The organism is Agrobacterium sp. LMR679 (genome assembly GCF_027157905.1).
GTDB lineage: Bacteria > Pseudomonadota > Alphaproteobacteria > Rhizobiales > Rhizobiaceae > Agrobacterium > Agrobacterium leguminum.
The window spans coordinates 2,229,871-2,254,726 of the sequence record NZ_JAPVOJ010000002.1 but is presented as its reverse complement, the minus strand read 5'-3'; the positions used below and the strand labels follow the sequence as shown (position 1 = coordinate 2,254,726).

At 60.4% G+C, this 24,856-nt stretch carries 21 protein-coding genes; 13 read left to right on the top strand and 8 right to left on the bottom strand.

Going from position 1 to position 24,856, the window contains the following annotated elements:
- Window positions 1–158: 158 nt before the first annotated feature.
- Window positions 159–1,946: an aspartate--tRNA ligase gene (gene aspS, locus O3W47_RS21665; protein WP_137452090.1), complete on the bottom strand. Its 1,788-nt coding sequence runs from the start codon at window positions 1,944–1,946 to the stop codon at window positions 159–161.
- A 191-nt stretch (window positions 1,947–2,137) separates the two neighbouring features.
- Between aspS and O3W47_RS21660 the strand changes: the two genes are divergently transcribed.
- The 8 genes from O3W47_RS21660 to O3W47_RS21625 all read left to right on the top strand — a co-directional run bounded on the left by O3W47_RS21660 (window position 2,138) and on the right by O3W47_RS21625 (window position 9,986).
- Entirely contained in the window at window positions 2,138–3,409 is a 1,272-nt protein-coding gene (locus O3W47_RS21660) for an MFS transporter (RefSeq protein ID WP_269314579.1), read from the top strand.
- An 82-nt stretch (window positions 3,410–3,491) separates the two neighbouring features.
- Complete coding sequence (gene rnd / locus O3W47_RS21655) at window positions 3,492–4,652, top strand: ribonuclease D (protein ID WP_125145899.1); 1,161 nt, start codon at window positions 3,492–3,494, stop codon at window positions 4,650–4,652.
- Window positions 4,653–4,734: 82 nt separating this feature from the next.
- Complete coding sequence (locus O3W47_RS21650) at window positions 4,735–5,340, top strand: hypothetical protein (RefSeq protein ID WP_269314578.1); 606 nt, start codon at window positions 4,735–4,737, stop codon at window positions 5,338–5,340.
- Between the two features lie 207 nt (window positions 5,341–5,547).
- Window positions 5,548–6,576: an adenylate/guanylate cyclase domain-containing protein gene (locus O3W47_RS21645; RefSeq protein WP_080817252.1), complete on the top strand. Its 1,029-nt coding sequence runs from the start codon at window positions 5,548–5,550 to the stop codon at window positions 6,574–6,576.
- Window positions 6,577–6,729: 153 nt separating this feature from the next.
- On the top strand, window positions 6,730–8,088 hold the full coding sequence (locus O3W47_RS21640; protein WP_269314577.1) for an esterase-like activity of phytase family protein: 1,359 nt from the start codon (window positions 6,730–6,732) through the stop codon (window positions 8,086–8,088).
- A gap of 240 nt (window positions 8,089–8,328) precedes the next feature.
- Window positions 8,329–8,676, top strand: a complete 348-nt coding sequence (locus O3W47_RS21635) for a YunG family protein (protein WP_020808978.1) — start codon at window positions 8,329–8,331, stop codon at window positions 8,674–8,676.
- Between the two features lie 174 nt (window positions 8,677–8,850).
- Window positions 8,851–9,198: a hypothetical protein gene (locus O3W47_RS21630; RefSeq protein WP_269314576.1), complete on the top strand. Its 348-nt coding sequence runs from the start codon at window positions 8,851–8,853 to the stop codon at window positions 9,196–9,198.
- A 155-nt stretch (window positions 9,199–9,353) separates the two neighbouring features.
- Entirely contained in the window at window positions 9,354–9,986 is a 633-nt protein-coding gene (locus O3W47_RS21625) for a DapH/DapD/GlmU-related protein (RefSeq protein ID WP_269314575.1), read from the top strand.
- A 45-nt stretch (window positions 9,987–10,031) separates the two neighbouring features.
- Here the strand turns inward: O3W47_RS21625 and ppx are convergent, their stop codons facing one another.
- The 4 genes from ppx to O3W47_RS21605 are packed head-to-tail and all read right to left on the bottom strand — an operon-like array spanning window position 10,032 to window position 15,740.
- Window positions 10,032–11,555 carry an exopolyphosphatase gene (gene ppx / locus O3W47_RS21620; protein ID WP_127757583.1) on the bottom strand — a complete coding sequence of 508 codons (1,524 nt, stop codon included), beginning with the start codon at window positions 11,553–11,555 and terminating at the stop codon, window positions 10,032–10,034.
- Window positions 11,552–13,855, bottom strand: coding sequence for an RNA degradosome polyphosphate kinase (locus O3W47_RS21615; protein WP_400155516.1), 2,304 nt, complete (start codon window positions 13,853–13,855; stop codon window positions 11,552–11,554). The genes ppx and O3W47_RS21615 overlap by 4 nt, the downstream gene beginning before the upstream one ends.
- Window positions 13,852–14,580: a DnaA regulatory inactivator HdaA gene (gene hdaA / locus O3W47_RS21610; protein WP_269314574.1), complete on the bottom strand. Its 729-nt coding sequence runs from the start codon at window positions 14,578–14,580 to the stop codon at window positions 13,852–13,854. The genes O3W47_RS21615 and hdaA overlap by 4 nt, the downstream gene beginning before the upstream one ends.
- Before the next feature lie 2 nt (window positions 14,581–14,582).
- The gene (locus O3W47_RS21605) at window positions 14,583–15,740 is read right to left on the bottom strand and encodes an AI-2E family transporter (protein ID WP_080818751.1); all 1,158 of its coding nucleotides are present in this window, start codon (window positions 15,738–15,740) and stop codon (window positions 14,583–14,585) included.
- A 243-nt stretch (window positions 15,741–15,983) separates the two neighbouring features.
- Here O3W47_RS21605 and O3W47_RS21600 point away from each other — a divergent pair, with 243 nt between their 5' ends.
- The 4 genes from O3W47_RS21600 (at window position 15,984) to O3W47_RS21585 (ending at window position 19,713) form a co-directional block, all read left to right on the top strand.
- Window positions 15,984–16,778, top strand: a complete 795-nt coding sequence (locus O3W47_RS21600) for a class I SAM-dependent DNA methyltransferase (protein ID WP_020811533.1) — start codon at window positions 15,984–15,986, stop codon at window positions 16,776–16,778.
- 123 nt (window positions 16,779–16,901) lie between these two features.
- Window positions 16,902–17,975, top strand: a complete 1,074-nt coding sequence (gene purM / locus O3W47_RS21595) for a phosphoribosylformylglycinamidine cyclo-ligase (protein WP_269314573.1) — start codon at window positions 16,902–16,904, stop codon at window positions 17,973–17,975.
- The gene (gene purN, locus O3W47_RS21590) at window positions 17,972–18,646 is read left to right on the top strand and encodes a phosphoribosylglycinamide formyltransferase (RefSeq protein WP_269314572.1); all 675 of its coding nucleotides are present in this window, start codon (window positions 17,972–17,974) and stop codon (window positions 18,644–18,646) included. Before purM ends, purN begins: the two co-directional genes overlap by 4 nt.
- Window positions 18,647–18,777: 131 nt before the next feature.
- Window positions 18,778–19,713, top strand: a complete 936-nt coding sequence (locus O3W47_RS21585) for an omptin family outer membrane protease (protein ID WP_269314571.1) — start codon at window positions 18,778–18,780, stop codon at window positions 19,711–19,713.
- 277 nt (window positions 19,714–19,990) lie between these two features.
- Here the strand turns inward: O3W47_RS21585 and O3W47_RS21580 are convergent, their stop codons facing one another.
- Both O3W47_RS21580 and O3W47_RS21575 read right to left on the bottom strand, forming a co-directional pair.
- On the bottom strand, window positions 19,991–20,614 hold the full coding sequence (locus O3W47_RS21580) for an NUDIX domain-containing protein (RefSeq protein WP_269314570.1): 624 nt from the start codon (window positions 20,612–20,614) through the stop codon (window positions 19,991–19,993).
- Between the two features lie 55 nt (window positions 20,615–20,669).
- The gene (locus O3W47_RS21575; protein ID WP_269314569.1) at window positions 20,670–22,892 is read right to left on the bottom strand and encodes a molybdopterin-containing oxidoreductase family protein; all 2,223 of its coding nucleotides are present in this window, start codon (window positions 22,890–22,892) and stop codon (window positions 20,670–20,672) included.
- Between the two features lie 41 nt (window positions 22,893–22,933).
- Here O3W47_RS21575 and O3W47_RS21570 point away from each other — a divergent pair, with 41 nt between their 5' ends.
- Window positions 22,934–23,797 carry a 23S rRNA (adenine(2030)-N(6))-methyltransferase RlmJ gene (locus O3W47_RS21570; protein ID WP_269314568.1) on the top strand — a complete coding sequence of 288 codons (864 nt, stop codon included), beginning with the start codon at window positions 22,934–22,936 and terminating at the stop codon, window positions 23,795–23,797.
- Between the two features lie 5 nt (window positions 23,798–23,802).
- Here the strand turns inward: O3W47_RS21570 and O3W47_RS21565 are convergent, their stop codons facing one another.
- Window positions 23,803–24,750, bottom strand: coding sequence for a lysylphosphatidylglycerol synthase domain-containing protein (locus O3W47_RS21565; protein WP_003520764.1), 948 nt, complete (start codon window positions 24,748–24,750; stop codon window positions 23,803–23,805).
- Between the last annotated feature and the right edge of the window lie 106 nt (window positions 24,751–24,856).

Genomic DNA, 24,856 nt, shown 5'->3' with positions numbered 1-24,856 from the left:
GTGAACGCGGGACCTATACTGGGATCGGATTTCGGCTGATTATGTGCGGAATTCGGTTCGACTCGCGGTAAAATTGTGGCTTTGCCGCGTTCGTTGTAAAAAACGCAAAGGGCCGGCGTTGCCGCCAGCCCTTTGTTCGAAACCTGAATGGTTCCAGATCAGTCCTTCTTCGACGGAACGACGCGCAGCGCCAGCTCACGAAGCTGGGTCGGCGTTGCCGGCGACGGCGCGTTCATCAGGAGGTCCTGCGCCTGCTGGTTCATCGGGAACAGCGTGATTTCGCGCAGGTTCTTCGCGCCAACCAGCAGCATGACGACGCGGTCGATGCCGAATGCGCAACCGCCATGCGGAGGCGCGCCGTACTGGAAGGCGCGGTAGAGACCGCCGAAGCGCTCTTCCACGTCCGTCTGGCTGAGGCCCACCTTTTCGAAGGCCTTGACCATCAGCTCGGGAGACTGGTTACGGATCGAGCCGGAGGCGATTTCGAAGCCGTTGCAGACCGCGTCATACTGGAACGCCTTGATGGAGAGCGGATCCTGCCCTTCCAGCGCTTCCAGGCCGCCCTGCGGCATGGAGAAGGGGTTGTGGGCGAAGTCGATCTTCTTTTCTTCCTCGTTATATTCGAAGAAGGGGAAATCGACGATCCAGCACATTTCGAAACGGTCGCGGTCTATCAGGTTCAGCTCGTCGGCAGCGCGGGTGCGCGCTTCACCGGCAAACTTGTAGAACTTGGCCGGATCGCCGGCGACGAAGAAGCAGGCGTCGCCCGCCTCGAGGCCGAGCTGCGTGCGCAGCGCCTCTGTGCGTTCCTCGCCGATGTTCTTGGCGAGCGGACCGGAACCGCCGACCTTGCCGTCCTCTTCCTTCCAGAAGATGTAGCCGAGGCCGGGCTGGCCCTGAGACTGTGCCCAGGCGTTCATGCGGTCGCAGAAAGCGCGCGAACCGCCGGTCTTGGCCGGGATGGCCCAGACCTGAACCTTGGGGTTGGAAGCGATCATGTTCGCGAAGACCTTGAAGCCCGAACCGTCGAAGTGCTCGGTCACGGCTTCCATGACGATCGGGTTGCGCAGGTCCGGCTTGTCGGAACCATATTTGCGGATCGCCTCGTCATAGGGAATGCGCGGCCACTCTTTGGTAACCGGCTTGCCTTCGGCGAATTTCTCGAACACGGCCGTCATCATCGGCTCCATCGTGGTCCAGACATCTTCCTGGGTCACGAAGCTCATTTCGACGTCGAGCTGGTAGAATTCGCCCGGCAGACGGTCGGCGCGCGGGTCTTCATCGCGGAAGCACGGCGCGATCTGGAAATAACGGTCGAAACCGGCCACCATCAGAAGCTGCTTGTACTGCTGCGGCGCCTGCGGCAGGGCGAAGAACTTGCCTTCATGGATACGCGAAGGCACGAGGAAGTCGCGCGCGCCTTCCGGCGAGGAAGCGGTGAGGATCGGCGTCGTATATTCGGCAAAGCCGGCATCGGCCATGCCGGTGCGCATGGCGGAAATGATCTGCGTGCGCTTGACGATGTTCTTGTGCAGCGTTTCGCGGCGAAGATCGAGGAAGCGGTATTTCAGGCGAACGTCTTCAGGATAGTCAGGCTCGCCGAAGACCGGCAGCGGCAGTTCCTTGGCAACGCCGAGAACCTCGATTTCCTGCGCGTAAAGCTCGATCTCACCGGTCGCCATGCCCTTGTTGACGGTGTCTTCCGAACGCGCCTTGACGAGGCCGTCGATGCGGATGACCCATTCGCCGCGAACCGTCTCGGCAACCTTGAAGGCCGGGCTATCAGGATCGGCGACGACCTGGGTGATGCCGTAATGGTCGCGAAGGTCGATGAAGAGAACGCCGCCATGATCTCGCACGCGATGAACCCAACCGGAAAGGCGAACGGTTTCGCCGACGTCGGACTTGCGGAGAGCGGCACAGGTGTGGCTGCGGTAACGATGCATTTTTTTATCCTGGAACGTGTCGTGGGCCTGATGGAGGCCAGATGGGCGGCACTGTCGAAATTTGCCGGAAAAGCGCATGGCCAGCCTGATTTGTCAAGGCAAAGCACAACAATGTCGCCTTCAGCCTGTCCTTTCCCCTGCCTTCGCTTTAGATAGGGCTAATCCAGCCCGCCAAACCGAGTCGGCCCGCAATGAGCCAGATCAGACCTCTTATCCCGCTTCTCGTCACCGCCGGTATCCTCATCGGCGGCAACGGTCTGCAGGGAACCTATATAGCGCTGCGCGGTCTCTCCGAAGGGTTTTCCGCCAGCACCATCGGCCTCATCAGCGCCGCCTACAGCTTCGGTTTCGCGCTTGGCTGCATTTCGGTGACGCGGCTTCTGCGCAAGATCGGCCATATCCGCACCTTCGCCACCATGGCGGCCGTCGCATCCGCCGCAGCGATCGCCATGCCGCTCCTCATCCATCCCCTGTTCTGGATGCTGATGCGCTTCGTCACCGGCATTGCCGTCGCCTGTCTTTTCGCGGCCATCGAAAGCTGGATCAACGCGCAGGTCACCAATTCCAATCGGGCGCGCACGCTCTCCATCTATCGTTTCGTCGATCTCGGCTCCGTCACGCTCGCACAATATATCATTCCTGTCGCCGGCATCGACGGGCCTGTGGTGTTTTCGCTGATCGCCATGGCGCTGACGCTGTCGCTGGTGCCGATCTCGCTTGCCGACAAATCCAACCCTGCGCCGCCGAAACAGATACCCTTCAATCTCTTCGCGGTCTGGCGCATCTCGCCGCTTGCCGTGGTCGGCTGCGTGGCCGTCGGCCTCAGCATGGCGGCGTTTCGCAATATCGGCCCGATCTATGCCGAACAGATCGGCCTTTCCGTCACCGCCATCGCCACCTTCATGAGCGCCGGCATCATCGGCGGCGTGGTGCTGCAATATCCGCTCGGCGTCTATTCCGACCGTTATGACCGGCGCATCATCATTCTCGCCACCACGGCGGGCTCCGTCGTCGTCGGCCTGTTTCTCGCCTTCTTCGCCGGCACGGATGAATGGAGCAACATCATCGGCGTCTTCATCTTCGGCGCCTTCGCCCTGCCGCTCTATTCGCTGAGTTCCGCCCATGGCAACGACCATGCCAGGGAAGGCGAACACGCGATGATGTCGGCTGGACTGCTGTTCTTCTGGTCGGTGGGCGCAACCGTCGGGCCGCTGCTCGCCTCCGTGCTGATCGACCAGTTCGGCCCGAAGGCGTTGTTCAGCTATACAGCCGCGATCCAGATCGTTTTCATCGCCTATACCATCTACCGGCTGCAGGTGCGCGAAGCTGTGCCCGTGGAGGAGCGGAACTGGCGGTTCAGCTCGCTTTTGCGCACGTCAGCCTATTTCCAGAAGCTCGCCGCGTCTCCGCCACCCAAAAAGGATGAAGCGGAGCCCCATCCGCCCGAGAAAAACGATCCTTGAGCCTTCAAAAGCGGGCTTTGTATTGACATGCGCCCGGCAAAGGGAAAGTAAGACGGATAATTTTCACGATTGGCCAATAACAATGATTGAAACGACTGCCGCCCTCGCCGAAGCCTGCACGGAACTGGCGAAATCGGAATTCATCACCATCGACACCGAATTTCTGCGGGAAACGACCTTCTGGCCGGAACTCTGCCTGGTGCAGATGGCAAGCCCGACGCTCGAAGTGCTGGTCGATCCGCTGGCCAAGGGTCTCGACCTGACCCCGCTTTTCGAACTGATGGCCAATCCCGATGTCGTGAAGGTTTTCCACGCGGCGCGGCAGGATATCGAGATCATCTACCATCTCGGCGGGCTTATTCCGCACCCGATCTTCGACACGCAGGTTGCCGCCATGGTCTGCGGTTTCGGCGATTCGATCTCCTACGACCAGCTGGTGCAGAAGATCAAAAACGTCCAGATCGACAAATCCTCGCGTTTCACCGACTGGAGCCGCCGTCCGCTGACCGAAAAGCAGCTGGATTACGCGCTGGCCGATGTGACCCATCTGCGCGATGTCTATCTCTCGCTGAAAGCCCAGCTCGAGCGCGAAGGCCGCTCGCTATGGCTGACCGAAGAGATGGATATTCTCGAGTCTCGCGACACCTATGACATGCATCCCGACGATGCCTGGCTCAGGCTGAAATCGCGCCTGCGCAAGCCGACGGAACTTGCGATCCTCAAATTCATCGCCGCCTGGCGCGAGCGTGAGGCGCGCTCCCGCAACGTGCCGCGCTCGCGCGTCCTGAAGGACGATGCGATCTTCGAAATCGCGCAGCAGCAGCCGAAGGACGCCGAGGCGCTGTCGCGGCTTCGCACCATTCCCAAGGGCTGGGAGCGCTCCGCCTCCGGCACCGCCATCGTCGAAACGGTGAATGCGGCGCTGGCGCTGCCGAAAGAGGAAATGCCGAAGGCGCCGCGTCACAGCCACGCACCGGAAGGCTCCGGCGCTGCCGTGGAACTTTTGAAAGTTCTGCTGAAGCTGACGGCGGACAAGCACGGCGTCGCCGCCAAGGTCATCGCCAACAGCGACGATCTCGACAAGATCGCCGCCGAGGGCGAAAAGGCGACCGTGGCGGCGCTGACCGGCTGGCGGCGGGAACTCTTCGGCGATGTGGCCCTGAAGCTCATCAATGGCGAAGTCGCGCTACGTTTCGCTGGCAAGAAGGTCGAGGCGGTGGAGGTTGCAGCAGGCGAGCCGTAACGGCCCGCCGCTTTCCACCCCAATTTTGCCCGCATCGCGTCCCATCTCTTTGCCGATGGTCGTGCGATTTAAGGGTCTTGCCATGAAACCTGCCCGCATTCCGCTGCTCGCTGCCCTTCTGGCGGCGGCAGGTATTCTCCCCTCCCTTCCCGCCGGAGCCGCCGAGAACAGGGTCGATCTCCAGGGCGAATGGACGACCGACTGCCTGAAGATCGGCAAGAACGACAGGCACGGCGTCGTCACCCGCATCACCGTTCGCGACAATCGCATGCATGCGGTGTCGCAGCTCTATGCCCAAAACGGCTGCCAGCAGCCGACGGTGCAGGTGCGGTATGAAGGCACGCTGGATGGCGGCCTGAAAGATCGCGACAGCCTGCTCTTTGCCCATACCGTCACCGCGATCACCATGACGCCGAATGACGGCGACGTCGTCGACCGCTATAATCGCGACCCGAAAGGCATGGGCTGCGGCCTGAGCGGCTGGAAGGAGAACATTCCCTTCGACGTTGACGGCCACACCTGCGCCGCCATCACCTTCGCCCGCAAGGGAGAAACCCTGTTCGACCGGGCCTGGATCGACGGCAACCGGCTGCGTTTTGCCGCCTTCCCCGTCAAATGGTCGAACCGCTCGCCGGACGATCGGCCGCAATCCCCGCTTGAAACCGTCTATTACAGAACATCCTATTAGGCGTAGAACGGCGGCAAAGCCGATTTTGCGGCAACGGCGCAACAGCCTTACCAATCCTTCATGCAACCTTACCGATTGGTCACTTTTTGCGGCGCTTTTTCCACATTAATGTCGCATATGACCTGAACAGAAGCTTCGCCCGAAGGGAGCGGCCTGCCCTTCTTTGCCAAGACCAAAGCCTTCCCTTCCCGAGACCCAAGAACCGACATGAGAAAATTGCTGCCCATTCTGGATTACGTGGTGCTCTTCGTTGCCGTGGCCGGCAGCGGCGTGGCCTACGCCTTTCTGGAATATGGCGGCGGCGCATTGATCGGCGCGACCTATGCGCTGTTTGCCTGCGCACCCATCCTCGCCTTCGAGCGCGGTTACATCATGCCCGGCCTGTCGCGGCAGGTGAGCGCCCTGCCGACGCCGGCCTACATCGCCGTCGGCCTCATCATCTATGCCATTCTCGTCTTTTGCGGCTTCGGGCTCGGCGGCACGATCCTGTGGTTGAGCGGGATATTTCCCGGCACCTGGAAACGCGCCGTCCATGCCGAGGTGCAGACGCTGATCTTCACCCTGATTGTCTGCGGCATCATCGTCTTCATCATGCGGGTGCGCGAGCTTCTCGGCCGCGATATCTTCATCGACCTCATCCTGGGGCGTTATCGCCGGCCGGTCAGCGAAGACCGCGTCTTCATCTTCATCGATCTCGTCGGTTCCACCTCCTTCGCCGAAACCCATGGCGACCTGAAGGCCCAGGAATTTCTCGGCGAAATCTTTGCAAGCTATGCCGCACCGGTCAGGAAACACGGCGGTGTCATCGACGACTATATCGGCGATGCCGCCATCATCACCTGGCCCTATCACATGGCGATCCGGCGGGCGGCCTGCGTGCGCTGCGTCTTCGATATTCAGGCGACCATTGAAAACACCCGCGACATGTGGCTTTCCCGCTTCGGAGAGGTGCCGCGCCTGCGCTTCGCCATCCATGGCGGGCCGGTCATCACCGCGGAAATCGGCGTCGATCACCACAAGATCACCTATTTCGGCGATACGGTGAACACGACCTCGCGGCTCGAATCGCTGAGCAAGATGCTCGGCCATCCGGTGCTGATTTCCGCCGATCTCGCCCATCAGCTGGTGCTTCCCAAGGGCGTGCGCAGCGAATATCTGGGCGAACATGCGGTGAAGGGCCGTGGCCAGACGCTGGGCGTCTGCACGCTCAGCCAATATCAGGCGCCCGCCGAATAGGGGCCACCGGCGCAAAAAAGCCGTGCGGCCCATCTGCCGACGATGGCCGTCATCAAAATTCATCAAAGCTTCAAACGGCAATCACCTGCCTGTCATGCGACGACCCTATCGCGTCAATCCTGTCTTCAACAGGTATTGAGAGGGGTCTCCATCATGAAGCACATTCTTTTCGCACCTTTCGCGGTTCTCGCGCTCGCCGCCGCGGCGCATGCGGCGGAAAAGGAGTTTCCGGCAAAGCTCGTTTCGCACGCCATTCTGCCTGCCAACACCATGATCGCCGCGCCTGCCGATGCGCCGGAGCACCTCAAGACCTCCGCCAAATTCACCACGGCCGACCGCAAGCGCGCCGAGGGCCTCGGCACCGTGCCCGGCAAGGACGGCGTGCGCCTGACCGGCCTTTCCATGCCGTTCAACGGTCAGCCGATGCAGGGCTTTTCCGGCATCCGGGCGATGCCGGACGGCAGCTTCTGGAGCCTTTCCGACAACGGTTTCGGTTCCAAGCTCAATTCCAGCGACGCCATGCTGATGCTTCACCATCTGAAGTTCGACTGGGACGCCGGCAAGGTCAACGCTCTTGAAACCGTGTTCCTCTCCGATCCCGACATGAAGGCGCCCTTCCCCATCGTTCTGGAAGGCTCGAGCAAGCGTTACCTGACGGGTGCGGATTTCGACGTCGAATCCATTCAGCCGGTCGCTGACGGTTTCTGGGTCGGCGAGGAATTCGGCCCCTACATTCTGAAATTCACCCGCGACGGCAAGCTGACCGACGTGATCTCGACCAAGGCCGGCGACATCGAGGTGAAGTCTCCCGACCATCCGGCTCTTGCCCTGCCCGGCAACCCGACACAGAAAATGCCCGCTTTCAACCTGAAGCGCTCCGGCGGTTATGAGGGCATGGCGCTCTCCAGGGACGGCTCGAAGCTCTACGGCCTGCTGGAAGGCCCGCTCTACATGGCCGACGGCCAGGTGGAAAAAACCGAAGACGGCGCGACCGCGCTGCGCATTATCGAACTCGACACCGCCAAAAAGGCATGGACCGGCCGCAGCTGGCTTTATCCGCTGGCGGAAGGCGGCGAGGCAATCGGCGACTTCAACATGCTGGATGACACCACCGCCCTCGTCATCGAGCGCGACAATGGCGCCGGCACGGCCGACAAGGCCTGCGCCGACCCCAAGGCTCCGGCTGCGGACTGCTTCGCCCGCCCTGCCAAGCTGAAGCGCATCTACAAGATCGAATTCAACGACACCAATGTCGGCAAGGCCGCCCGCAAGATCGGCTATATCGACCTGATGAAGATTTCCGACCCGGACAACAAGAAGCGTCAGGGCGACGGCAACGGCTATTACGACATGCCTTTCGTCACCATCGAGAATGTCGACCGCGTCGATGCCACCCATATCGTCGTCGGCAACGACAACAACCTGCCCTTCTCGGCCGGCCGTGCGCTGGACAAGGCTGACGACAACGAATTCGTCCTGCTCGACGTCAAGGACCTGCTCGAGGCGAAATAAGGCCAAGGCTGCTGTCACTTGCTTTGACGGCCGCGAATGATCCGGACGGAGCGCCCGGCAGACACAAATGTCTGCATGGCGCTCCGTTCCGATTTTCCAGAGCTGGAGCAATTTCGGTGAACGCCGGTTCACCTCCATTGCTCTAACTCTTTGTTTTTATGCATTTCCGGACGCAAAACCGAGCGCACTTTCGCTGGAAATGCTTTAACCGAAACATGCTTGCGGAAAAGAAGACGTTTCATGCAGGACCATGCAGAAAGACTTTATTACGCCCTGAAGAAAAGCTGGTCGGGCGAGACGAGCGGCCTCTGGTCGCGCGAAAACCCCGCCAAGGGCCAAGGCAGCGTCACCGCGCTGGTGGTGCAGGATATTTTCGGCGGAGAGCTTGCCAAAACCGCTGTCAGCGGTACCGACCATTTTTACAATATCGTCGAAGGCACCCGCTGGGATTTCACCTTCAGCCAGTTCGATATTCCGGTCGGCTATCAGGACAGGCTTGCCAGCCGCACCGAAGCCATGGCGACGATAACGCCGCTGCAATATGCCTATCTCAGCGCCTGCATCCGCAAGGCGCTCGGGCACGGCTGAGCCATTTGCAAAGCAGTGCCAGGCCATTGCCGTTTGGATCCGCGCATCGCGGCACGGTGGCCAGCCAGGCTGTTGCGTTTCAAGACCACGATGTCAATCTTCCCCGCAAAGCGGACACAATCCTTGCGATAATATCGCCCGGTGGAATGGTTGGACCGACAGGAGAGATATTCGATGAGTGAAAGTTGCCCGGTCCTGACACCGGCGGAACGGCAGGTACAGGCCATATTGGAGCGCACGGAAGCAGCGATGATGGCCACCATTCACGCAGCGCTCGAACGTGCCGGCAAAGAGGTCGATGAGGCATTCCGGGCCGTCGATTCAGACATGCAGCCGCCGCCCCGCGACTATTTTGCCGCTGTCGCCCATCAGCAGCTCTTCCTGATGTTGTGCGGAGCCGACCCGAAAACCTTCGAGGGCGGAGACCCCGAAATCGCCGGCCACATCATTCGGAACGCGCAAAACATATCCGACCACTACTGGAAGAAAACGCCTGCCGCGGCGGATGTCCCGGACAAGTGATACATTCCGCGTGAAGACAGGATTTCGCGTCACGCGGCATCGCGCGCGATCTGCGTTTTAGAAAGGATGCCCGGCCCGGCCGGGCTCCTATGGCCATTCCACGTCACAGCACCTTCATCATCGCCGGTTAAGCAGGCGCAAATCCGGAGGCAGGAATGGATTCGACCGCACAGATCAAGCGCCCGAAAATCGCAGAGACCGTTATCCATGCGACGGCGAGCATAAGAGATTCCAATATCGGCGAATGCTGCGAAATTCTGGCTGACACCTCCCTGCACAGCGTCGACCTCGGCAATTACTCCTATCTTGGCCCCCGTTGCATGGTGGGCGATGCAACGATCGGAAAATTCTGCGCAATCGCCGCAGAGGTCAGGATAGGTGCCCCGAACCATCCGATGGACCGGCCATCCATGCACCGTTTCAGCTATTGCCCTGAATATTATTCTGCGGATGCCGTGCGCGATGACGCCTTTTTCGACCGGCGCAGGGAGGACCGCGCCGTCATCGGTCACGATGTCTGGATCGGTCACGGGGTTATCGTCTTGCCGGGTGTCACGGTTGGAGACGGGGCAGTGCTCGCCGCCGGCGCGGTCGTCACCAAAGATGTGCCGCCCTATACCATCGTCGGCGGCGTTCCCGCAAAGATCATTCGCGAACGATTTTCGCGGACCCTCGCGGAAAAGCTTGCATCAATCGCATGGTGGGACTGGCCATTCGAAACGATCATGGCACGGCTTTCCGACTTTCAGTCGAGCGATATCGAAGCCTTTTGCGAGCGCTGGTCATAGTGGAGGCCAGGAGCGTCCTGTCGCGAAACAGAAGCGCGCCGTTCGTTACTCGAACACGAACGCCAGCCGCTTGCCCGTCAGCTTCGCCAGTTGCTGCAAACGCCCGTCCAGCCGCTCGCCGGCGAAATCGCAATAATCGTGCGGCACGACGAATTCCAGATCGAGATCGGGATTGCCGGATTTGCGGAATTTGAGGTGATCGACGACGCCCGGCATCGAAGCCGAGAAGAGATAGACGACGCGCAGCAGGCCGCCGAGCAATTTGCCAAGCTCCTGCAACCGGTCGCCCGCCATGGCGGCGAGCGGCTGCGTGGTGCCGTTGTCGTTCAGACCTTCGAAGCGATAATAATTGGCAAGCGCAATATAGGCTCGGCCGGGATGGGTGATCGCCACGAAAGAGGAATGGGCGATGATGTTGAGCGCCTGCAATCCGCGATAATCGGGATGGGCGCGCCAGCTGATATCGGCGAGAAGGCAGGCCGCCTGCCGGTAACGGCTCTCCTCTTCGGTCTCGTCAACGCCGAAGACCGGGAAGGTGCGGCCGCTCCAGTCCGCCAGTTCGCGCGCATGTTCCGGCGAGCGGGCGCGCAGAATGGCAAGTTCATCAGCGGCAACCAGCAGCGGATCGGAATCCCGCTCTTCTTCCGTCAACAGCGAATAGAGATAACCTTCGCGCACGCCCTGCGCCGAGAAGGCGATCCTGGCCGGCTTCATCATTTTCAGAACTTCGCGCATGGCGATGGCGCCGAAGGGCAGAAGCGAGCGGCGGTTCTTGGAGACCGCCTGCCAGGCCGGATCCTTGCTATCCCGGGAGACGATGACCTCCTCGAGAAAATTCAGCATTTCCTCCAGCGGCAATTCGTAGCCCTGCATCATATGCAGCGGATAGCCCGATATCTCCATATGCAGCTTGGCGATGTTTCGCCAGGTGCCGCCCACCGCGTAAAAGGTGCGCCCCTCACCCGCCGCCAGAAGCCTGGCGAAGGATTTGACGTGTTTTCTGGCAATCGTCGCCGCTTTTTCCAGCGAGCCGTCCGACTGCTCCGACAGCCGCAGGCCGCCGAGCGGCAGGGTTATGCCCTCGCCGCAGCTCTTGCCCTTGATGTCGATGAGTTCGAGCGAACCGCCGCCCAGGTCACCGGCGATGCCGTCTGGATCATGGAAACCGCTGATCACGCCATAGGCGGAATAAAGCGCTTCCTTTTCGCCTGACAGCACCTCGATCTCGCAGCCGAGAATGGCTTCAGCCTCGCGGATGAAATCCGGGCCGTTTTCCGCCTCACGCGCCGCGGCCGTCGCCAGCACATAGAGCTTCTGCGCCTGCGCCTGCTCGGAAAGGACATGAAAACGCCGAAGCGCCATCAGCGCCCGGCTGACGCCTTCCTCATGCATGCGGCCCGTCAGCGCCAGTCCCTTGCCAAGGCCGCACAGGACCTTTTCATTGAACAGCACCGCAGGCGCGCGGGAAAGACCTTCATATACGACGAGACGAACGGAGTTCGAACCAATATCTATGACGGAAACGGGGGCAAGGCCGGTCAGCCGCCCCTGTGCTTCTGATCGAGTCATTCAGCCTGTTTCTTGCGGGACGAAATCAACCCGGCAATCAATTTGGGCGCACTGGATTTCAAGGCTTCACCACGTCCGGAAAGGCTGGGATTGGTCATGAAATAGTGCTGCGCGTTGAACGGTTCTTCGCCTTTACGCACCTCGATGCGCCTCGACGTTCCGTCCGCAAGTATCTCGTAGCTCTGCTGGTTGTCAATGAGATTGCCCAGCATAATCTGTGAAAGAACCTGCTCATGCACGGTGGGATTGGTGAGCGGAACCAGCGTTTCCACACGCCGATCAAGGTTGCGCGGCATCATGTCGGCCGAGCCGATATAGACCAGCGCCTTGTCCGACGGCAGGCCGAAACCATTGCCGAAGCAGAAGATGCGGCTGTGTTCGAGGAAGCGGCCGACGATGGATTTGACGCGGATATTGTCCGAGAGGCCCGGCACCTGCGGGCGCAGGCAGCAGATGCCGCGCACGACAAGATCGACCTCCACGCCAGCGGCGCTGGCGCGGTAAAGGGAATCGATGATTTCAGGATCGACCAGCGAATTCATCTTCATCCAGATCGCCGCCGGCGCACCGCGCTTGGCATGCTCGATCTCTTCGTTGATGTGCTTCACGATGCGGGCGCGCAGCGTATAGGGCGAGACGGCCAGCTTCATGCCCTCTTCCGGTTCGCCGTAACCCGTGATGAAGTTGAAGATATTCGCCATGTCATGGGCGATCTTCGGGTTGCAGGTGAAGAAGGACAGGTCGGTATAAATCTTGGCGGTGATCGGGTGATAGTTGCCGGTGCCGAGGTGGCAATAGGTTCTGAGCTTGCCATCCTCGCGGCGCACAACCATCGACATCTTCGCGTGGGTCTTGAGTTCGATGAAGCCGAAGACGACCTGCACGCCGGCGCGCTCCAGGTCGCGCGCCCAGCGAATATTCGCCTCTTCGTCGAAGCGCGCCTTCAGCTCGACCAGCGCGGTGACGGATTTGCCGGCTTCGGCCGCATCGATCAGCGCACGAACGATCGGGCTGTCATTGGAGGTGCGGTAGAGCGTCTGCTTGATGGCGAGCACATCGGGATCGCGCGCGGCCTGCAGCAGGAACTGCACGACAACATCGAAGCTCTCATAGGGATGGTGAACCACCATGTCCTTTTCGCGGATGGCGGCGAGGCAATCGCCGGCATGTTCGCGCACACGCTCGGGGAAACGGGCGTTATAGGGTTCGAATTTCAGATCGTCGCGCGGCGCGCGGACGATTTCCGAGATGGTGTTGAGCGCGAGAAGACCGGGCAGAACGGCGACGCGGTTATCCGGCACGCCAAGCTCATGCACCACGAACTGCCTGAGCGACTGCGGCATTTCACTGTCGGTCTCGATGCGGATGACGGAACCGCGGCGGCGGCGCTTCAGCGCGCTCTCGAAGAAACGGACCAGATCTTCCGCCTCTTCCTCCACCTCGATATCGCTGTCGCGGATGATGCGGAACGTACCGGAACCGCGCACGGTATAACCGGGATAGAGCCGGTGGATGAACAGGCCGACCACATCTTCAAGCGTGATGTAGCGGATGGCGTTCTTTTCGTCCGGAAGCCGCACGAAACGGTCGAGCGCAGGCGGCAGGCGCAACAGCGCCGTCATCGGCTCGCGGCCGTTGACGCTGTCGAGCTGCAGGCCCATGGAAAAGCCGAGATTGGGAATGAAGGGGAACGGGTGCGCCGGGTCGATGGAGAGCGGCGTCAGAACGGGGAACATGCGTTCCTCGAACTCCGTTTCCAGCCAGGTGCGGTCCGCATCCGAAAGTGCGGCGGGCCGCACGATGAAGATTTCTTCCTTGGCAAGGTACTGCTGCAGAACGGCAAGCGAGGCCTGCTGCTCCATCTGCAGATTGTCGATTTCCTTCAGAATATCTTCAAGTTGTTCGGCCGGCGTCTTGCCGTCCGGCGTCCTGACGGTGATCTTCTGGCGCACCTGCCCTTCAAGGCCGGCGACGCGGACCATGAAAAATTCATCGAGATTGGCGGCCGAGATGGAGAGGAAGCGCAGCCGCTCCAAGAGCGGATGATCCGTGTTCAGCGTTTCTTCGAGAACGCGGCGGTTGAACTGGAGCCAGGAGAATTCGCGGTTGATGAAACGCGCCGGGCTGTCCCAAAGGCTCTCGCCTTCGGTCACGGGCTGAACCTTGTTGAAGTCTTCCTGCGCGATAGCGTCCATTCCCTGTTCCATCCCCTGACCGATTTCCGTTCCGTGATCCTGCTGCATCGCGCGATCGTCCTTCTTGCCCGTATAACAGTTTGACGACGGAACTGTGACAGTCAATCGACGTCCAGTCCGCTGCCCGCCGCTGCGTTGTCCATCGCATTGAGGACCTCCGCCACCAGCGGCCGTGTAATTCTCGTTCCACGTGCGAGCGCCAGCCGGTCGATCCGGTCCACGATCGTCTGCGCCGTATCGAGCGAACGCTCCATTCTATTGACGATGTAACCTATGAGTTTGTCATCCATATAAAGCTGCCGGTCGGCGAAGAGTTTCACCAGCACCTGCGCCAAAAGCCCCTCGTCCGGCTCGCCGGTTTCCACCACCGTTACGGCTTTGAGGCGCGAGCGCAGATCGGGCAGCGTCACCGGCCACGCGGCCGGCCATTGCCGGCTCGTCATCAAAAGCGTGGTGCCGTGCTGGCGCACGCTGTTGATGACATGGAAAAGTTCGGTCTCGTCAAAACCGCGCCGGTCGGCGTCCTCGAAAAGAACCGGTCCCGTTTCGGCCGCACGCGCGGCATCCGAGCCCGTCTCGGGGTGAATGTCGCGCGCGTCGCTGATATTTTTCCAGATATTGGCGAGATGCGATTTTCCCGAACCCGGCGGCCCGGCCAGCACGACGACGGGCGAGCGCCAGTTCGGCCATTCATCGATGAGGCTGACGGCAGCCGCAAGCGAGGCGGAGACGAGGAGATCATCCCTGCCGGAAGCGGACTGGTGCGAGAATGCGAGCGGCAGCTGCTCGGCCTTCGACCGGGCGTTGTCGGTTTTGATTTGGTCAGTCATCGTCAGCTCTGAGAGTCAACCTTGCCGGAGGACGTTTCCCCTTCTTCCAGGGCAGGGTTTGTGTCCCAGGGAAGGTTGGCGGCATGCCCGTGGTAAAGATCGCTTTCAAGATACCGCGACAGGGCGAAGCGGACAAGCACGCCGACCGCCGCCGCCGCCGGCACCGCGACGAGAAGCCCGACGAAACCGAAAAGCGCACCGAAGGCGAAAAGGGCGAACATCAGCCAGACCGGATGCAGGCCGACGCTTTTGCCGACAAGCTTCGGCTGCAGGATGTTGCCTTCGATGAACTGGCCGGAGAAGAACACCACAAGCGTCAGGAACACATAGATGTAATCCGGCCAGAACTGCACTATGGCGACGCCGACGGCGAGGATGAGGCCGACCATGGAGCCGATATAGGGAATGAAGCTGATGAGGCCTGAGAAAAGGCCGATCAGCAGGCCGAAATTCAAGCCCACCAGCGACAGGCCGACGGCGTAATAAACGCCGAGAATGATGCAGAGCGACCCCTGCCCGCGCACGAAACCGGCAATGGTCTTGTCCATGTCGCGGGCGATCTGGCGGACGGTATGGACATAATCGCGCGGTATCCAGCTATCGACCTTGTCGATCATCCGGTCCCAGTCGAGCAACAGATAGAAGGCGACCACGGGCGTGACGACCAGAAGCGACATGACATCGACCAGCGATTTGCCGGAATTCCATATCTGCGTCAGCAGCGTGCCGATGAAACCCGCGCCTTCGGTCAAAAGCTTCGAAAAATTCTCCTTCACGGCGTCGATCTGGCTGCTGACCCAATCCGGCAGGAGATTGGTGTCGGCGCCGGCAATCAGCTGCTGTAGCGACGAGATATATTGCGGGATGCGCGTGATGAATTCCGAGGCCTGGGCGGCGATCAGCGGAATGATGATGATGAGCGACAGCGCAAAGATCAGCACGAAGGAGACGAGGATGACGACGGTCGCCATCAACCGGCTGAGGCCACGCCGTTCCAGCCAGTCGGCAACCGGGTCGAGAAAATAGGCAAGCGCCATGCCCGCCACGAAAGGCAGGAGAATGGAGCTGAAGACCATCAGGAAAAGGACAAAGACGGCAAGCACGCCGATCCAGAAAAACACCTGCCGGCGCAGGCTCGTACCGCTTACATGGGGTTGCATCCGTTCATCCTTTATCGCCGCACCGTCACCGCCCATGATGGAGATAGGATGCGCATATGCACATGGTCAAGACCGGCGCTTTCGCGCGTGGGCAGAAGGAGACTGCCCGCACAGCGGTAAAATCCCTCATTTCCGGCCAACCCCTCGCAACGGCAGGTTGACCGGCGGTAAATATTAGACAACTATCAAACATTGCCGGGCGGGCCAACGACGCTCCTTCATGTCCGGCGGCCGGGGGGCACGATGCAAAGCACCAGTGAAAATGGCATCGCGGAATATAATGCCGGTCTCTTCGATAATCCCGAAGTTGCCGAATGGTATGACAACCAGCAGCTTTACCCGGCCGAACGCATCATTCTCGACCAGTTCCGCCATGCCTATGCGGGCAAGCGGCTGCTTGACCTCGGCGTCGGCACGGGACGAACGACGAAGCCGCTTCTGCCGCTGGTGGGAGACTATATCGGCATTGACCGTTCGCAGCCGATGCTTGCGCTGGCGCGGCGCAATTTTCCAGCCGCCACGTTTCTCGACATGGATGTGCGGGCGATCGGCCAGTTCGGCGCGGAACGTTTCGATTGCGTGCTCGGCGCGCTCGCGATTCTAAGCGCCTTCGACCACGAGGACCGGCTTGCCATCATCCATGCCGTGCGAAGCATCCTCGCACCTGGCGGATATTTCATCTTTTCGTTTCACAATCGCCAATGGAAACGGGCCGGCGGCATGCCGCTGCACCGCCGCTCCTGGCACCCGCGCGAGGTGGTGAATTCGCTGCATCCGCAAAGCTGGATCAACTATCTGCGACTGCAACCTTCGACACGGCGCACACCGGAATATGCCATTCTCGCGGATCAGGCGCATCGCTGGAGCGGCCTGTTTTATTTCATCGACCTTGCCGCCCAGACCCGCCAGCTGGAAGCGGCGGGCTTTGAGATCGCCGCGCGTTATGGCGAGAACGGACGGCCGATAGAGGAAAATTCCGATACGTCCAATGACGGCCTGCTCAATCTCGTCTGTCGCGCCGCGCCGCAGCCATCGTGAGCACCCAATCCGACAAGCCCCGCCAAAGCCGTTAAAAACCGGAGCTTTTGCCACTCAAACCCTTGCATCAGGCCCCGTCACGTGCGAATGGCGACGCCAAAGGAACCAGCGGAGACGAGAGCCATGAGCCAGTCGGGCAAGAACGGTCTTACCTATAGTGATGCAGGTGTGGATATCGACGCCGGCAACCTGATGGTCGAAAAGATCAAACCGGCGGTGCGCTCCACGCGGCGTCCCGGCGCGGATGGCGAAATCGGCGGCTTCGGCGGCCTGTTCGATCTGAAAGCCGCGGGCTTCACCGATCCGGTTCTGGTGGCCGCCAATGACGGCGTCGGCACCAAGCTGAAGATCGCCATCGATGCTGACTATCATGATACTGTCGGTATCGATCTCGTCGCCATGTGCGTCAACGATCTCGTCGTCCAGGGCGCAGAACCGCTGTTCTTCCTCGATTATTTCGCCACCGGCAAGCTGGACCCGGACCAGGGTGCAGCCATCGTTTCCGGCATTGCCGCCGGCTGCCGCGAATCCGGCTGTGCGCTGATCGGCGGTGAAACCGCCGAAATGCCCGGCATGTATTCCGATGGCGATTACGATCTCGCGGGCTTTGCCGTGGGTGCTGCCGAACGCGGCCAGCTTCTGCCGGCCGGCGATATTTCCGAAGGCGACGTCATTCTCGGCCTTTCCTCTTCCGGTGTTCACTCCAACGGCTTTTCGCTGGTGCGCAAGATCGTGTCGATCTCCGGTCTCGACTGGAGCGCGCCTGCCCCCTTCTCGGACGGCAAGAAGCTCGGCGAAGCGCTGCTGACGCCGACCCGCATCTATGTGAAGCCGCTTTTGAAGGCGATCCGCGAGACCGGTGCGCTGAAGGCGCTGGCGCATATTACCGGCGGCGGTTTCCCGGAGAATATTCCCCGCGTTCTGCCCAAGCATCTCGCCGCCGAGATCGATCTCGACGCGATCAAGGTTCCCGCCGTCTTCTCGTGGCTGGCGAAAACCGGCGGCGTTGAAGCGAAGGAAATGCTGCGCACCTTCAATTGCGGCGTCGGCATGATCGTCGTCGTTTCGGCTGAAAATGCCGAAAAGGTCACCGAGGTTCTGACTGCCGAAGGTGAAACCGTCTTCCCGCTCGGCCGCATGGTCGCCCGCGAAGAAGGCGCGCATGGCACCATCTACAAGGGCGCTCTCGGCCTATGATGAGCGCCGCCTTCCCGTCCGGCCGCAAACGCGTCGTCGTTTTCATTTCCGGCAGCGGCTCCAACATGGTGTCGCTGGCCAAGGCCTGTCAGGCGGCGGATTTTCCGGCGGAAATCGTCTGCGTCATCTCGGACAAGGCGTCTGCGGGCGGGCTGGAAAAGGCACGGGGCATGGGCATTCCCACGCTGGTCTTCGAACGCAAGACCTATGCCAGCAAGGCCGAGCATGAGGGCGCCATTCTGGCCGCACTTGGTGAAATCGCGCCCGATATCATTTGTCTTGCCGGCTACATGCGGCTGATATCGGGGGATTTCATTGCTCCCTATGAAGGGCGCATCATCAATATCCATCCGTCCCTGCTGCCGCTTTTCCCCGGCCTCAACACCCATCAGCGCGCCATCGACAGCGGCATGAAGATTTCCGGCTGCACCGTGCATTTCGTCACCGAAGGCATGGATGAAGGCCCGACAATCGCGCAGGGTGCGGTGCCGGTCGTTTCCGGCGATACGGCTGAAACTCTGGCGGCGCGGATCCTGACAGTCGAGCATCAGCTCTATCCGCTTACCCTGAAGCGGCTTGCCGAAGGCAAGGTTAGGATGAAAGACGGCAAGGCCGTCTCTACGGATGACGAAAGTAGTACTGAGTATTCCAACCTCATCTCCGCCTCCTGATAAAGCTATAACTAAAGTACAAAAACACCCATAGTGGTATTTTTGGGAAAATAAACCGATCGTTTACCATAGTCATCTTTAATGCCCGCAACGGCCCTTATTTCGGGCCCTCCGGTCATTCAGGAGCGATTATGCCATTTTCGAGATTTTCCCTGCCGCTTTCTGTTGTTCTGCTGGCGGGTGCCAGTCTGCCCGTCGCGGCTGAGCAAAGCGGCATTACAGCCTCAGTGGATGCCGGCGTTCTCAATCTTCGAGCGACCGAAACCGTCCATATCGGTGGTCGCAAGCTGAGCGAACTCGAATGGGAAACCAAAAACGCCGTGGCATTGCGCGGCTCGCTCGGGCTTGAACTTGCGCCCGGCTGGCGCGTCAAGGCGGAAGGCCGCGTCGGCTTCGAGGGCGACGGCTACATGACCGACTATGACTGGGTTTGGCCTTTTTCCAGAGATAGCTCCAAGGACAATTGGAGCCACCGTTCCCAGCATGACGATACGCGGCTCGACCATTATTTTTCGGGAAACCTCGAACTCAACCGCATGTTGCTGGACGATCCGCAGCAATATCTCAGCGCCGGCGTCGGTTTTCGTTATACGGATGTTCAATGGTCCGCTTATGGCGGCAACGCCGTTTACAGCGTTTTCTCCCCCCGCGATTTCTCCGGCAAATTCAAGGATGGCCTCAAGGGGATCACCTATCGCCAGCAAATCCCGGTTTTCTACGGCAACCTGACGGGCGGCCAGAGGTTCGGCAACTGGTCGCTCAATCTGGGCCTCGAAGGCGGCGCCATGGTCTACGGCAAGGCGACGGACGATCACTGGCTGCGCGACATGCGCTTTACCGACAAATTCGACGTCGCCGGCATGTTCGGGGTGAAGGCCGGCGTCGCCTATGACCTGACCGAGAATGCCTCGATCTATCTCGACGGCGCATATGACTATACCAGCCTCGGGCGCGGAGACACCCACTACAGCGGCGCCGGCGCCGGCGACCTGTCATCGGAAAAGAATGCCGGAGGCGGTGACTTGCAGTCGATTTTCGTGGGGATGGGTGTGAGAGGCAGGTTTTGATTCGGCAGTGCCATTCGTGGTAATAAGCCCAGTGACCAAGCCAACTCCCTCTCCTATTCTCGTAAAAATATAGGCGAGGCTGAGCTGCAATTATATCATACTTGGAAAGGAGGTCGCCGTGCGTGTTGTGAAGACAATTCATTCCCAAGCCCGGCGAAGTCTCATCGCCAAGATAAGGAAAGAGCGGGCACAACGAAAACAAGCAACTGCGGATCAGGTCACTAAATGGAAAAATGTAGGGCGCAAGTAACCGCGTCCACTACGAAGGCCTTGACCGTCACTTTCCGAGTCCGGCGCGATTTAACATCGCCCATTGCAGCAGAATGATCGTCTTGGCATCGGTGATTTCACCCGATGCGATCATCGCGAAGGCTTCATCCAGCCGGTAGGTCAGAACCTCCAGATCCTCGCCTTCGTCCTCCAGTCCACCGCCGCTGCCGGCCTGCACGTCAAGATCGATGCGGGCGACGAAGAGGCTGACCTTTTCCGTCAGCGTGCCGGGGCTGGCATACATATCGAACAGATAATTGACCTTTTCGACGGCGTAGCCGGATTCTTCCATTGCCTCACGGCGAATGGCGACGGCCGCGTCGTCGTCGTCGAGAAGCCCCGCCGGCACCTCGATCATGAAGCTTTGATCGCCGTTCACGAAGGCGGCGGGGCGGAACTGGCGCACCATCACCACGCTGTCGCGCTTCGGGTCATAAAGGAGAATGGCGGCGGCGCTGCCATGGTCGTGGACTTCCCGGACGATACGGATGGTTTTGCCATCCGGCATGCGCTGGTCGAAAACGAGCTTCTGCATATGCACGAAGCCCTTCCAGACGGTTTCTTTTTCCACCAGCCGGATTCTGCCCGCATCCGTGTCGGCCGGAATGTTTTTCGCCTGCGTCTGTGTCACCGGATATGTCCTTGCCTGTCGTGGGATTTCAGCCTGCCCGTGTTGCGGCGCAATATCAAGCCTCGCGAGCCCCGTCATCGCGGCGGAGCCACACCTTGTTGTCGTGAAAAGCCGCACCGCCATAGGGGGCGACGGCATCGGCGCCGGTCAGCACATTGATGCCTTCGCCATCCAGATGCGCCCTGTTTGGCCACAGCCCTTCGGCGATCAGCACACCCGGTCTTGCACCCTCCACGATTTTCGCATGGAGTCTCACTTCGCCGCGCGCATTGCCGATGCGGACGATGTCGCCATCGGCGATGCCGTTGCCGCTCGCATCCTCGGGACAGATCATCACTTCCGGGCGGCCTTCCTTCTGCACGGAGGTCTTCGTTTCCGCGAAGGTGGAGTTCAGGAAGTTGCGTGCCGGCGATGTCGCCAGCCGGAAAGGATGGTCACCGTCCACGGTTTCGATAACGTCGACCTGATCCGGGAATTTCGGAAATTGCGCAACAGGCCCCATCACACCGATATTTTTCGGCGGTTTGTTCGGAGACGGTCCAGTCGCCCATTCGGGGCTGAAGCGGAATTTGCCATCGCCGTAACCGAAGCCTTCGAGATAATGCGCCACCTCGAAGGAGGGTTGCGCATCGATCCACTTCTCTTCAGCCAGCGTGTCGAAATCGCCCCAGCCGCTGACTTTGAGCATACGGTCAACATGATCGCGGGCCGAAAGGCCGAAGCCTGGCATATGGTCGACACCGAGGCGTTTTGCCAGTTCCTCGATGACGAAGAGATTGGTACGCACCGTTTCCGGCGGTTCCACCAGCTTGGGCCCAAGCAGAATATGGTTCTGGCCGCCGGCGCGGTAGATGTCGTCATGTTCGAGGAACATGGTCGCAGGCAGCACGATATCGGCCACATCAGCCGTCTCGGTCATGAACTGCTCATGCACGGCGACAAAGAGATCGTCGCGCAGGAAGCCCTGTTTCACCAGCCGCTGTTCGGGCGCGACATTGACGGGATTGGTGTTCTGGATGAGCAGCGCCGTCACCGGGCCGCCGTGGCGCAGCGCCTCGGCGTCCCCCGTCAGCACGCGGCCGATCTGCGACTGGTCGAGCTGACGCACCTCGGGGTCGGCGTAAGAACTGCCCATCAGTTCCGCCTTGTTGAGCCGGAAGATGTCGCCATTATTGTGGAACGCGCCGCCGCCCTCATATTGCCAGGAGCCGAGAACCGTTGCGATGGAAAGCGCCGCATGCATGGCGACCGCGCCGTTGCGCTGGCGGGCAAAACCATATCCGAGCCGGAAGAAGGTCTTCTTCGTGGTGCCGACAAGCCTTGCGAAATCCTCGATCTCGTCGACGGAAAGGCCGGTGATTTCGGATGCCCATTGCGGCGTCTTCGTCTTCAGATGCGCCTCGAGCCCGGCCGGATCGTCGGCGAAGCGCGCCATATAATCACGGTCGGCGTAACCGTCGCGGAAGGCGATGTGCATGACGGCGCAGGCAAGCGCGGCATCCGTGCCGGGGCGGACGACGAGGCGCATATCCGCCTGCTTCATGGTCGGATTGTCGTAGATATCGACGACGACGATCTTCGCGCCGCGTTCCTTGCGGGCTTTCACCGCATGGGTCATGACATTGACCTGCGTGGCGACCGCATTGGTGCCCCAGATGACCACGACATCGGCCTTGGCGATCTCGCGCGGATCCGGGCCACGCAGCGCGCCGGTGCCCATCACATAACCGGTCCAGGCCATGTTGGTGCAGATCGAACCGAAAAAGCCGGAATATTTCTTGGCGTGGCGCAGCCGTTCGATGGAATCCCGCTGCACCTGTCCCATGGTGCCGGCGTAGAAATACGGCCATATCGCCTCAGCACCATGCCGCGCCTCGGCCTTGACGAAGGCGTCCGCCACCTCGTCCAGAGCCGCTTCCCAAGAAATCTCCTGCCAGTCGCCGGCGCCCTTCGCGCCCTTGCGGCGCTTCGGGGTCAGAAGACGGCCGGGATGATAGATGCGCTCGGAGTAACGCGCCACCTTGGCGCAGATCACGCCGGCGGTATAAGTATTGGCATTCGCACCGCGTACGCGGCCGATGCGGCCATCGGCATTGATGTCGACCTCGAGCGCGCAGGCGCTCGGACAGTCATGCGGGCAGACCGTGTGTCCGATACGGACTTCGGACTTCGGGGCGGCTTTTTCAGCGGAAATCGGGGTCGCAACGTTCATGTCTTTTGTATATTGCATCAACGATGCGGCAAAAAGGCCGAAGTGACGTCCATCAAGAATATTCATCCTGACCATTCATCCGGATAAACGGCAAGCGAGACACATCCATGAACTACCGCCACATCTATCACGCCGGCAATTTCGCGGATGTCCTCAAACATGCCGTTCTCGCCCGCCTCGTGCGTTACCTGCAGAACAAGGACAAGGCCTTTCGTGTGCTGGACACCCATGCCGGCATCGGGCTTTACGACCTCACCTCGGAAGAAGCGCAGAAAACCGGCGAATGGCAGACCGGTATCGGCAAGCTGACGGAGGCCGATCTGCCCGCCCCCATCGCCGAACTGCTGGAGCCCTATCTTGATGCCGTGAAGGAGCTCAATCCGGAAGGTGGCGTGAAATTCTACCCTGGCTCACCGAAACTCGCGCGCATGCTGTTTCGCCCGCAGGACCGGCTTTCGGCCATGGAACTGCATCCGGATGACAGCCGGGCGCTCGCACGCCTGTTCGAGGGTGACTATCAGGTGCGTGTTACCGAGCTGGATGGGTGGCTGTCGCTCGGCGCGCATCTGCCGCCGAAGGAAAAGCGCGGCCTGATCCTCGTCGATCCGCCTTTCGAGCTTGAGAATGAATATCAGCGTCTGGCCGATGGCTTGAACAAGGCCTATCGGCGTTTTTCCACCGGCACCTATTGCCTGTGGTATCCCCTGAAGAAAGGCGCACCGATCAAGGACTTCCACGAGCGGCTGCAATCCTTCGACATTCCGAAGATGCTGTGCGCGGAACTTTCCGTCAGAAGCGACCGGCTGGATGGCCTGAGCGGCTCCGGCCTCATCATCGTCAATCCGCCCTATACGCTGAAGGACGAGTTGCATACGCTGCTGCCCTACCTGAAGACAATGCTGGCGCAGGACAGGTTCGCCTCGCAGCGCGCCTTCTGGCTGCGCGGCGAGGAAAAATCGGAAGATAATTGATGGGGCTATCTCAGCCCTTCCCGCCTCTGCGCCTGCGCAAGCTGTGACCGTTCGAAGAACAGGATCACGAACAGGGCCATGATGAAGGGAATGATGAGGTAGAACAGCCGGAAGACCAGAAGCGCCGCGATGACGTCCGCCGGGTTCATGTCCGGCAGGCCGGTGACGAAGACCAGCTCCAGCACCCCCAGGCCGCCCGGCGCGTGCGAGATGAGCGCCGCCGAGAAGGAAACCAGAAATATGCCGAGAATGACCATATAACCGGGATTTCCGGCTTCCGGCAGCGCGAAATAGATGATGCCCGCCGCGCCGATCAGCTCTATCGGGCCGATGACGAGTTGCTGCGCAACAAGCTTCGGCGCGGGGTACGGCAGCACGAAGGAACCGATTTTCAGGGGTTTCAGCCTGAGCAGGCTGCCAAGAATATAAAGGCCGACGAAAAGGAGCAGCAGCACGCCTGTCGTGGTGGAGGCTTCGACGGGCAGAATGCCGGTAAACCGTTCGGTGATGTCAGGCTCGTAAAGCAGCACCAGCCCGATCAGCATGATCGTGCCGATGAGGAAGGTGAAGGAGCAGAGGCCGACGAGCACGCCCACTTCCGCCACACTCAGCCCCTTGGACGTATAGGCCCGATATCGCACCACGGCGCCCGAGAATACCGAGGCCCCAACATTGTGGGACAGCGCATAGGTGGTGAAAGAGGTGAGCGTGATGAAGAACCAGTTCACTTTGCGGCCAAGATGCTGCAACGCGATGCGGTCGTAACCGGCGAGCGCGGCATAGGCCAGCAGGGTTGCAAGGCCCGAACACAGCCAGTCCCGCACGCGAATGGCTTTCAGACTGTCCCAGAGATCATCGAGCGACAGGCCGCGCAGTTCGTGAAAGAGCAACCATGCGGAAAAACCGATCGTCGCGAAGCCAACGACGGGCCAGATATATTTCTTGAATTTCATGCGGTCATGCCCGCCTATTTCCTCCAGCCTCACCCCAGCCCTGTTCCGTCTTTGCGGAAGATTCGTTCGACTTTATTCGTTATGCGGCAAAGCTTTCAACCTTTTC

Excerpts from the sequence above, each read along its gene's own strand:
- O3W47_RS21600 (WP_020811533.1), top strand. The coding sequence starts at position 15,984 with ATGCAAAGCACCAGTGAAAATGGCATCGCGGAATATAATGCCGGTCTC.
- aspS (WP_137452090.1), bottom strand. The coding sequence starts at position 1,946 with ATGCATCGTTACCGCAGCCACACCTGTGCCGCTCTCCGCAAGTCCGAC.
- O3W47_RS21635 (WP_020808978.1), top strand. The coding sequence starts at position 8,329 with ATGCAGGACCATGCAGAAAGACTTTATTACGCCCTGAAGAAAAGCTGG.
- O3W47_RS21585 (WP_269314571.1), top strand. The coding sequence starts at position 18,778 with ATGCCATTTTCGAGATTTTCCCTGCCGCTTTCTGTTGTTCTGCTGGCG.
- O3W47_RS21605 (WP_080818751.1), bottom strand. The coding sequence starts at position 15,740 with ATGCAACCCCATGTAAGCGGTACGAGCCTGCGCCGGCAGGTGTTTTTC.
- purM (WP_269314573.1), top strand. The coding sequence starts at position 16,902 with ATGAGCCAGTCGGGCAAGAACGGTCTTACCTATAGTGATGCAGGTGTG.
- O3W47_RS21625 (WP_269314575.1), top strand. The coding sequence starts at position 9,354 with ATGGATTCGACCGCACAGATCAAGCGCCCGAAAATCGCAGAGACCGTT.
- O3W47_RS21645 (WP_080817252.1), top strand. The coding sequence starts at position 5,548 with ATGAGAAAATTGCTGCCCATTCTGGATTACGTGGTGCTCTTCGTTGCC.
- purN (WP_269314572.1), top strand. The coding sequence starts at position 17,972 with ATGATGAGCGCCGCCTTCCCGTCCGGCCGCAAACGCGTCGTCGTTTTC.
- O3W47_RS21630 (WP_269314576.1), top strand. The coding sequence starts at position 8,851 with ATGAGTGAAAGTTGCCCGGTCCTGACACCGGCGGAACGGCAGGTACAG.
- O3W47_RS21660 (WP_269314579.1), top strand. The coding sequence starts at position 2,138 with ATGAGCCAGATCAGACCTCTTATCCCGCTTCTCGTCACCGCCGGTATC.
- O3W47_RS21565 (WP_003520764.1), bottom strand. The coding sequence starts at position 24,750 with ATGAAATTCAAGAAATATATCTGGCCCGTCGTTGGCTTCGCGACGATC.
- ppx (WP_127757583.1), bottom strand. The coding sequence starts at position 11,555 with ATGACTCGATCAGAAGCACAGGGGCGGCTGACCGGCCTTGCCCCCGTT.
- O3W47_RS21650 (WP_269314578.1), top strand. The coding sequence starts at position 4,735 with ATGAAACCTGCCCGCATTCCGCTGCTCGCTGCCCTTCTGGCGGCGGCA.
- rnd (WP_125145899.1), top strand. The coding sequence starts at position 3,492 with ATGATTGAAACGACTGCCGCCCTCGCCGAAGCCTGCACGGAACTGGCG.
- O3W47_RS21640 (WP_269314577.1), top strand. The coding sequence starts at position 6,730 with ATGAAGCACATTCTTTTCGCACCTTTCGCGGTTCTCGCGCTCGCCGCC.
- O3W47_RS21575 (WP_269314569.1), bottom strand. The coding sequence starts at position 22,892 with ATGAATATTCTTGATGGACGTCACTTCGGCCTTTTTGCCGCATCGTTG.
- O3W47_RS21570 (WP_269314568.1), top strand. The coding sequence starts at position 22,934 with ATGAACTACCGCCACATCTATCACGCCGGCAATTTCGCGGATGTCCTC.
- hdaA (WP_269314574.1), bottom strand. The coding sequence starts at position 14,580 with ATGACTGACCAAATCAAAACCGACAACGCCCGGTCGAAGGCCGAGCAG.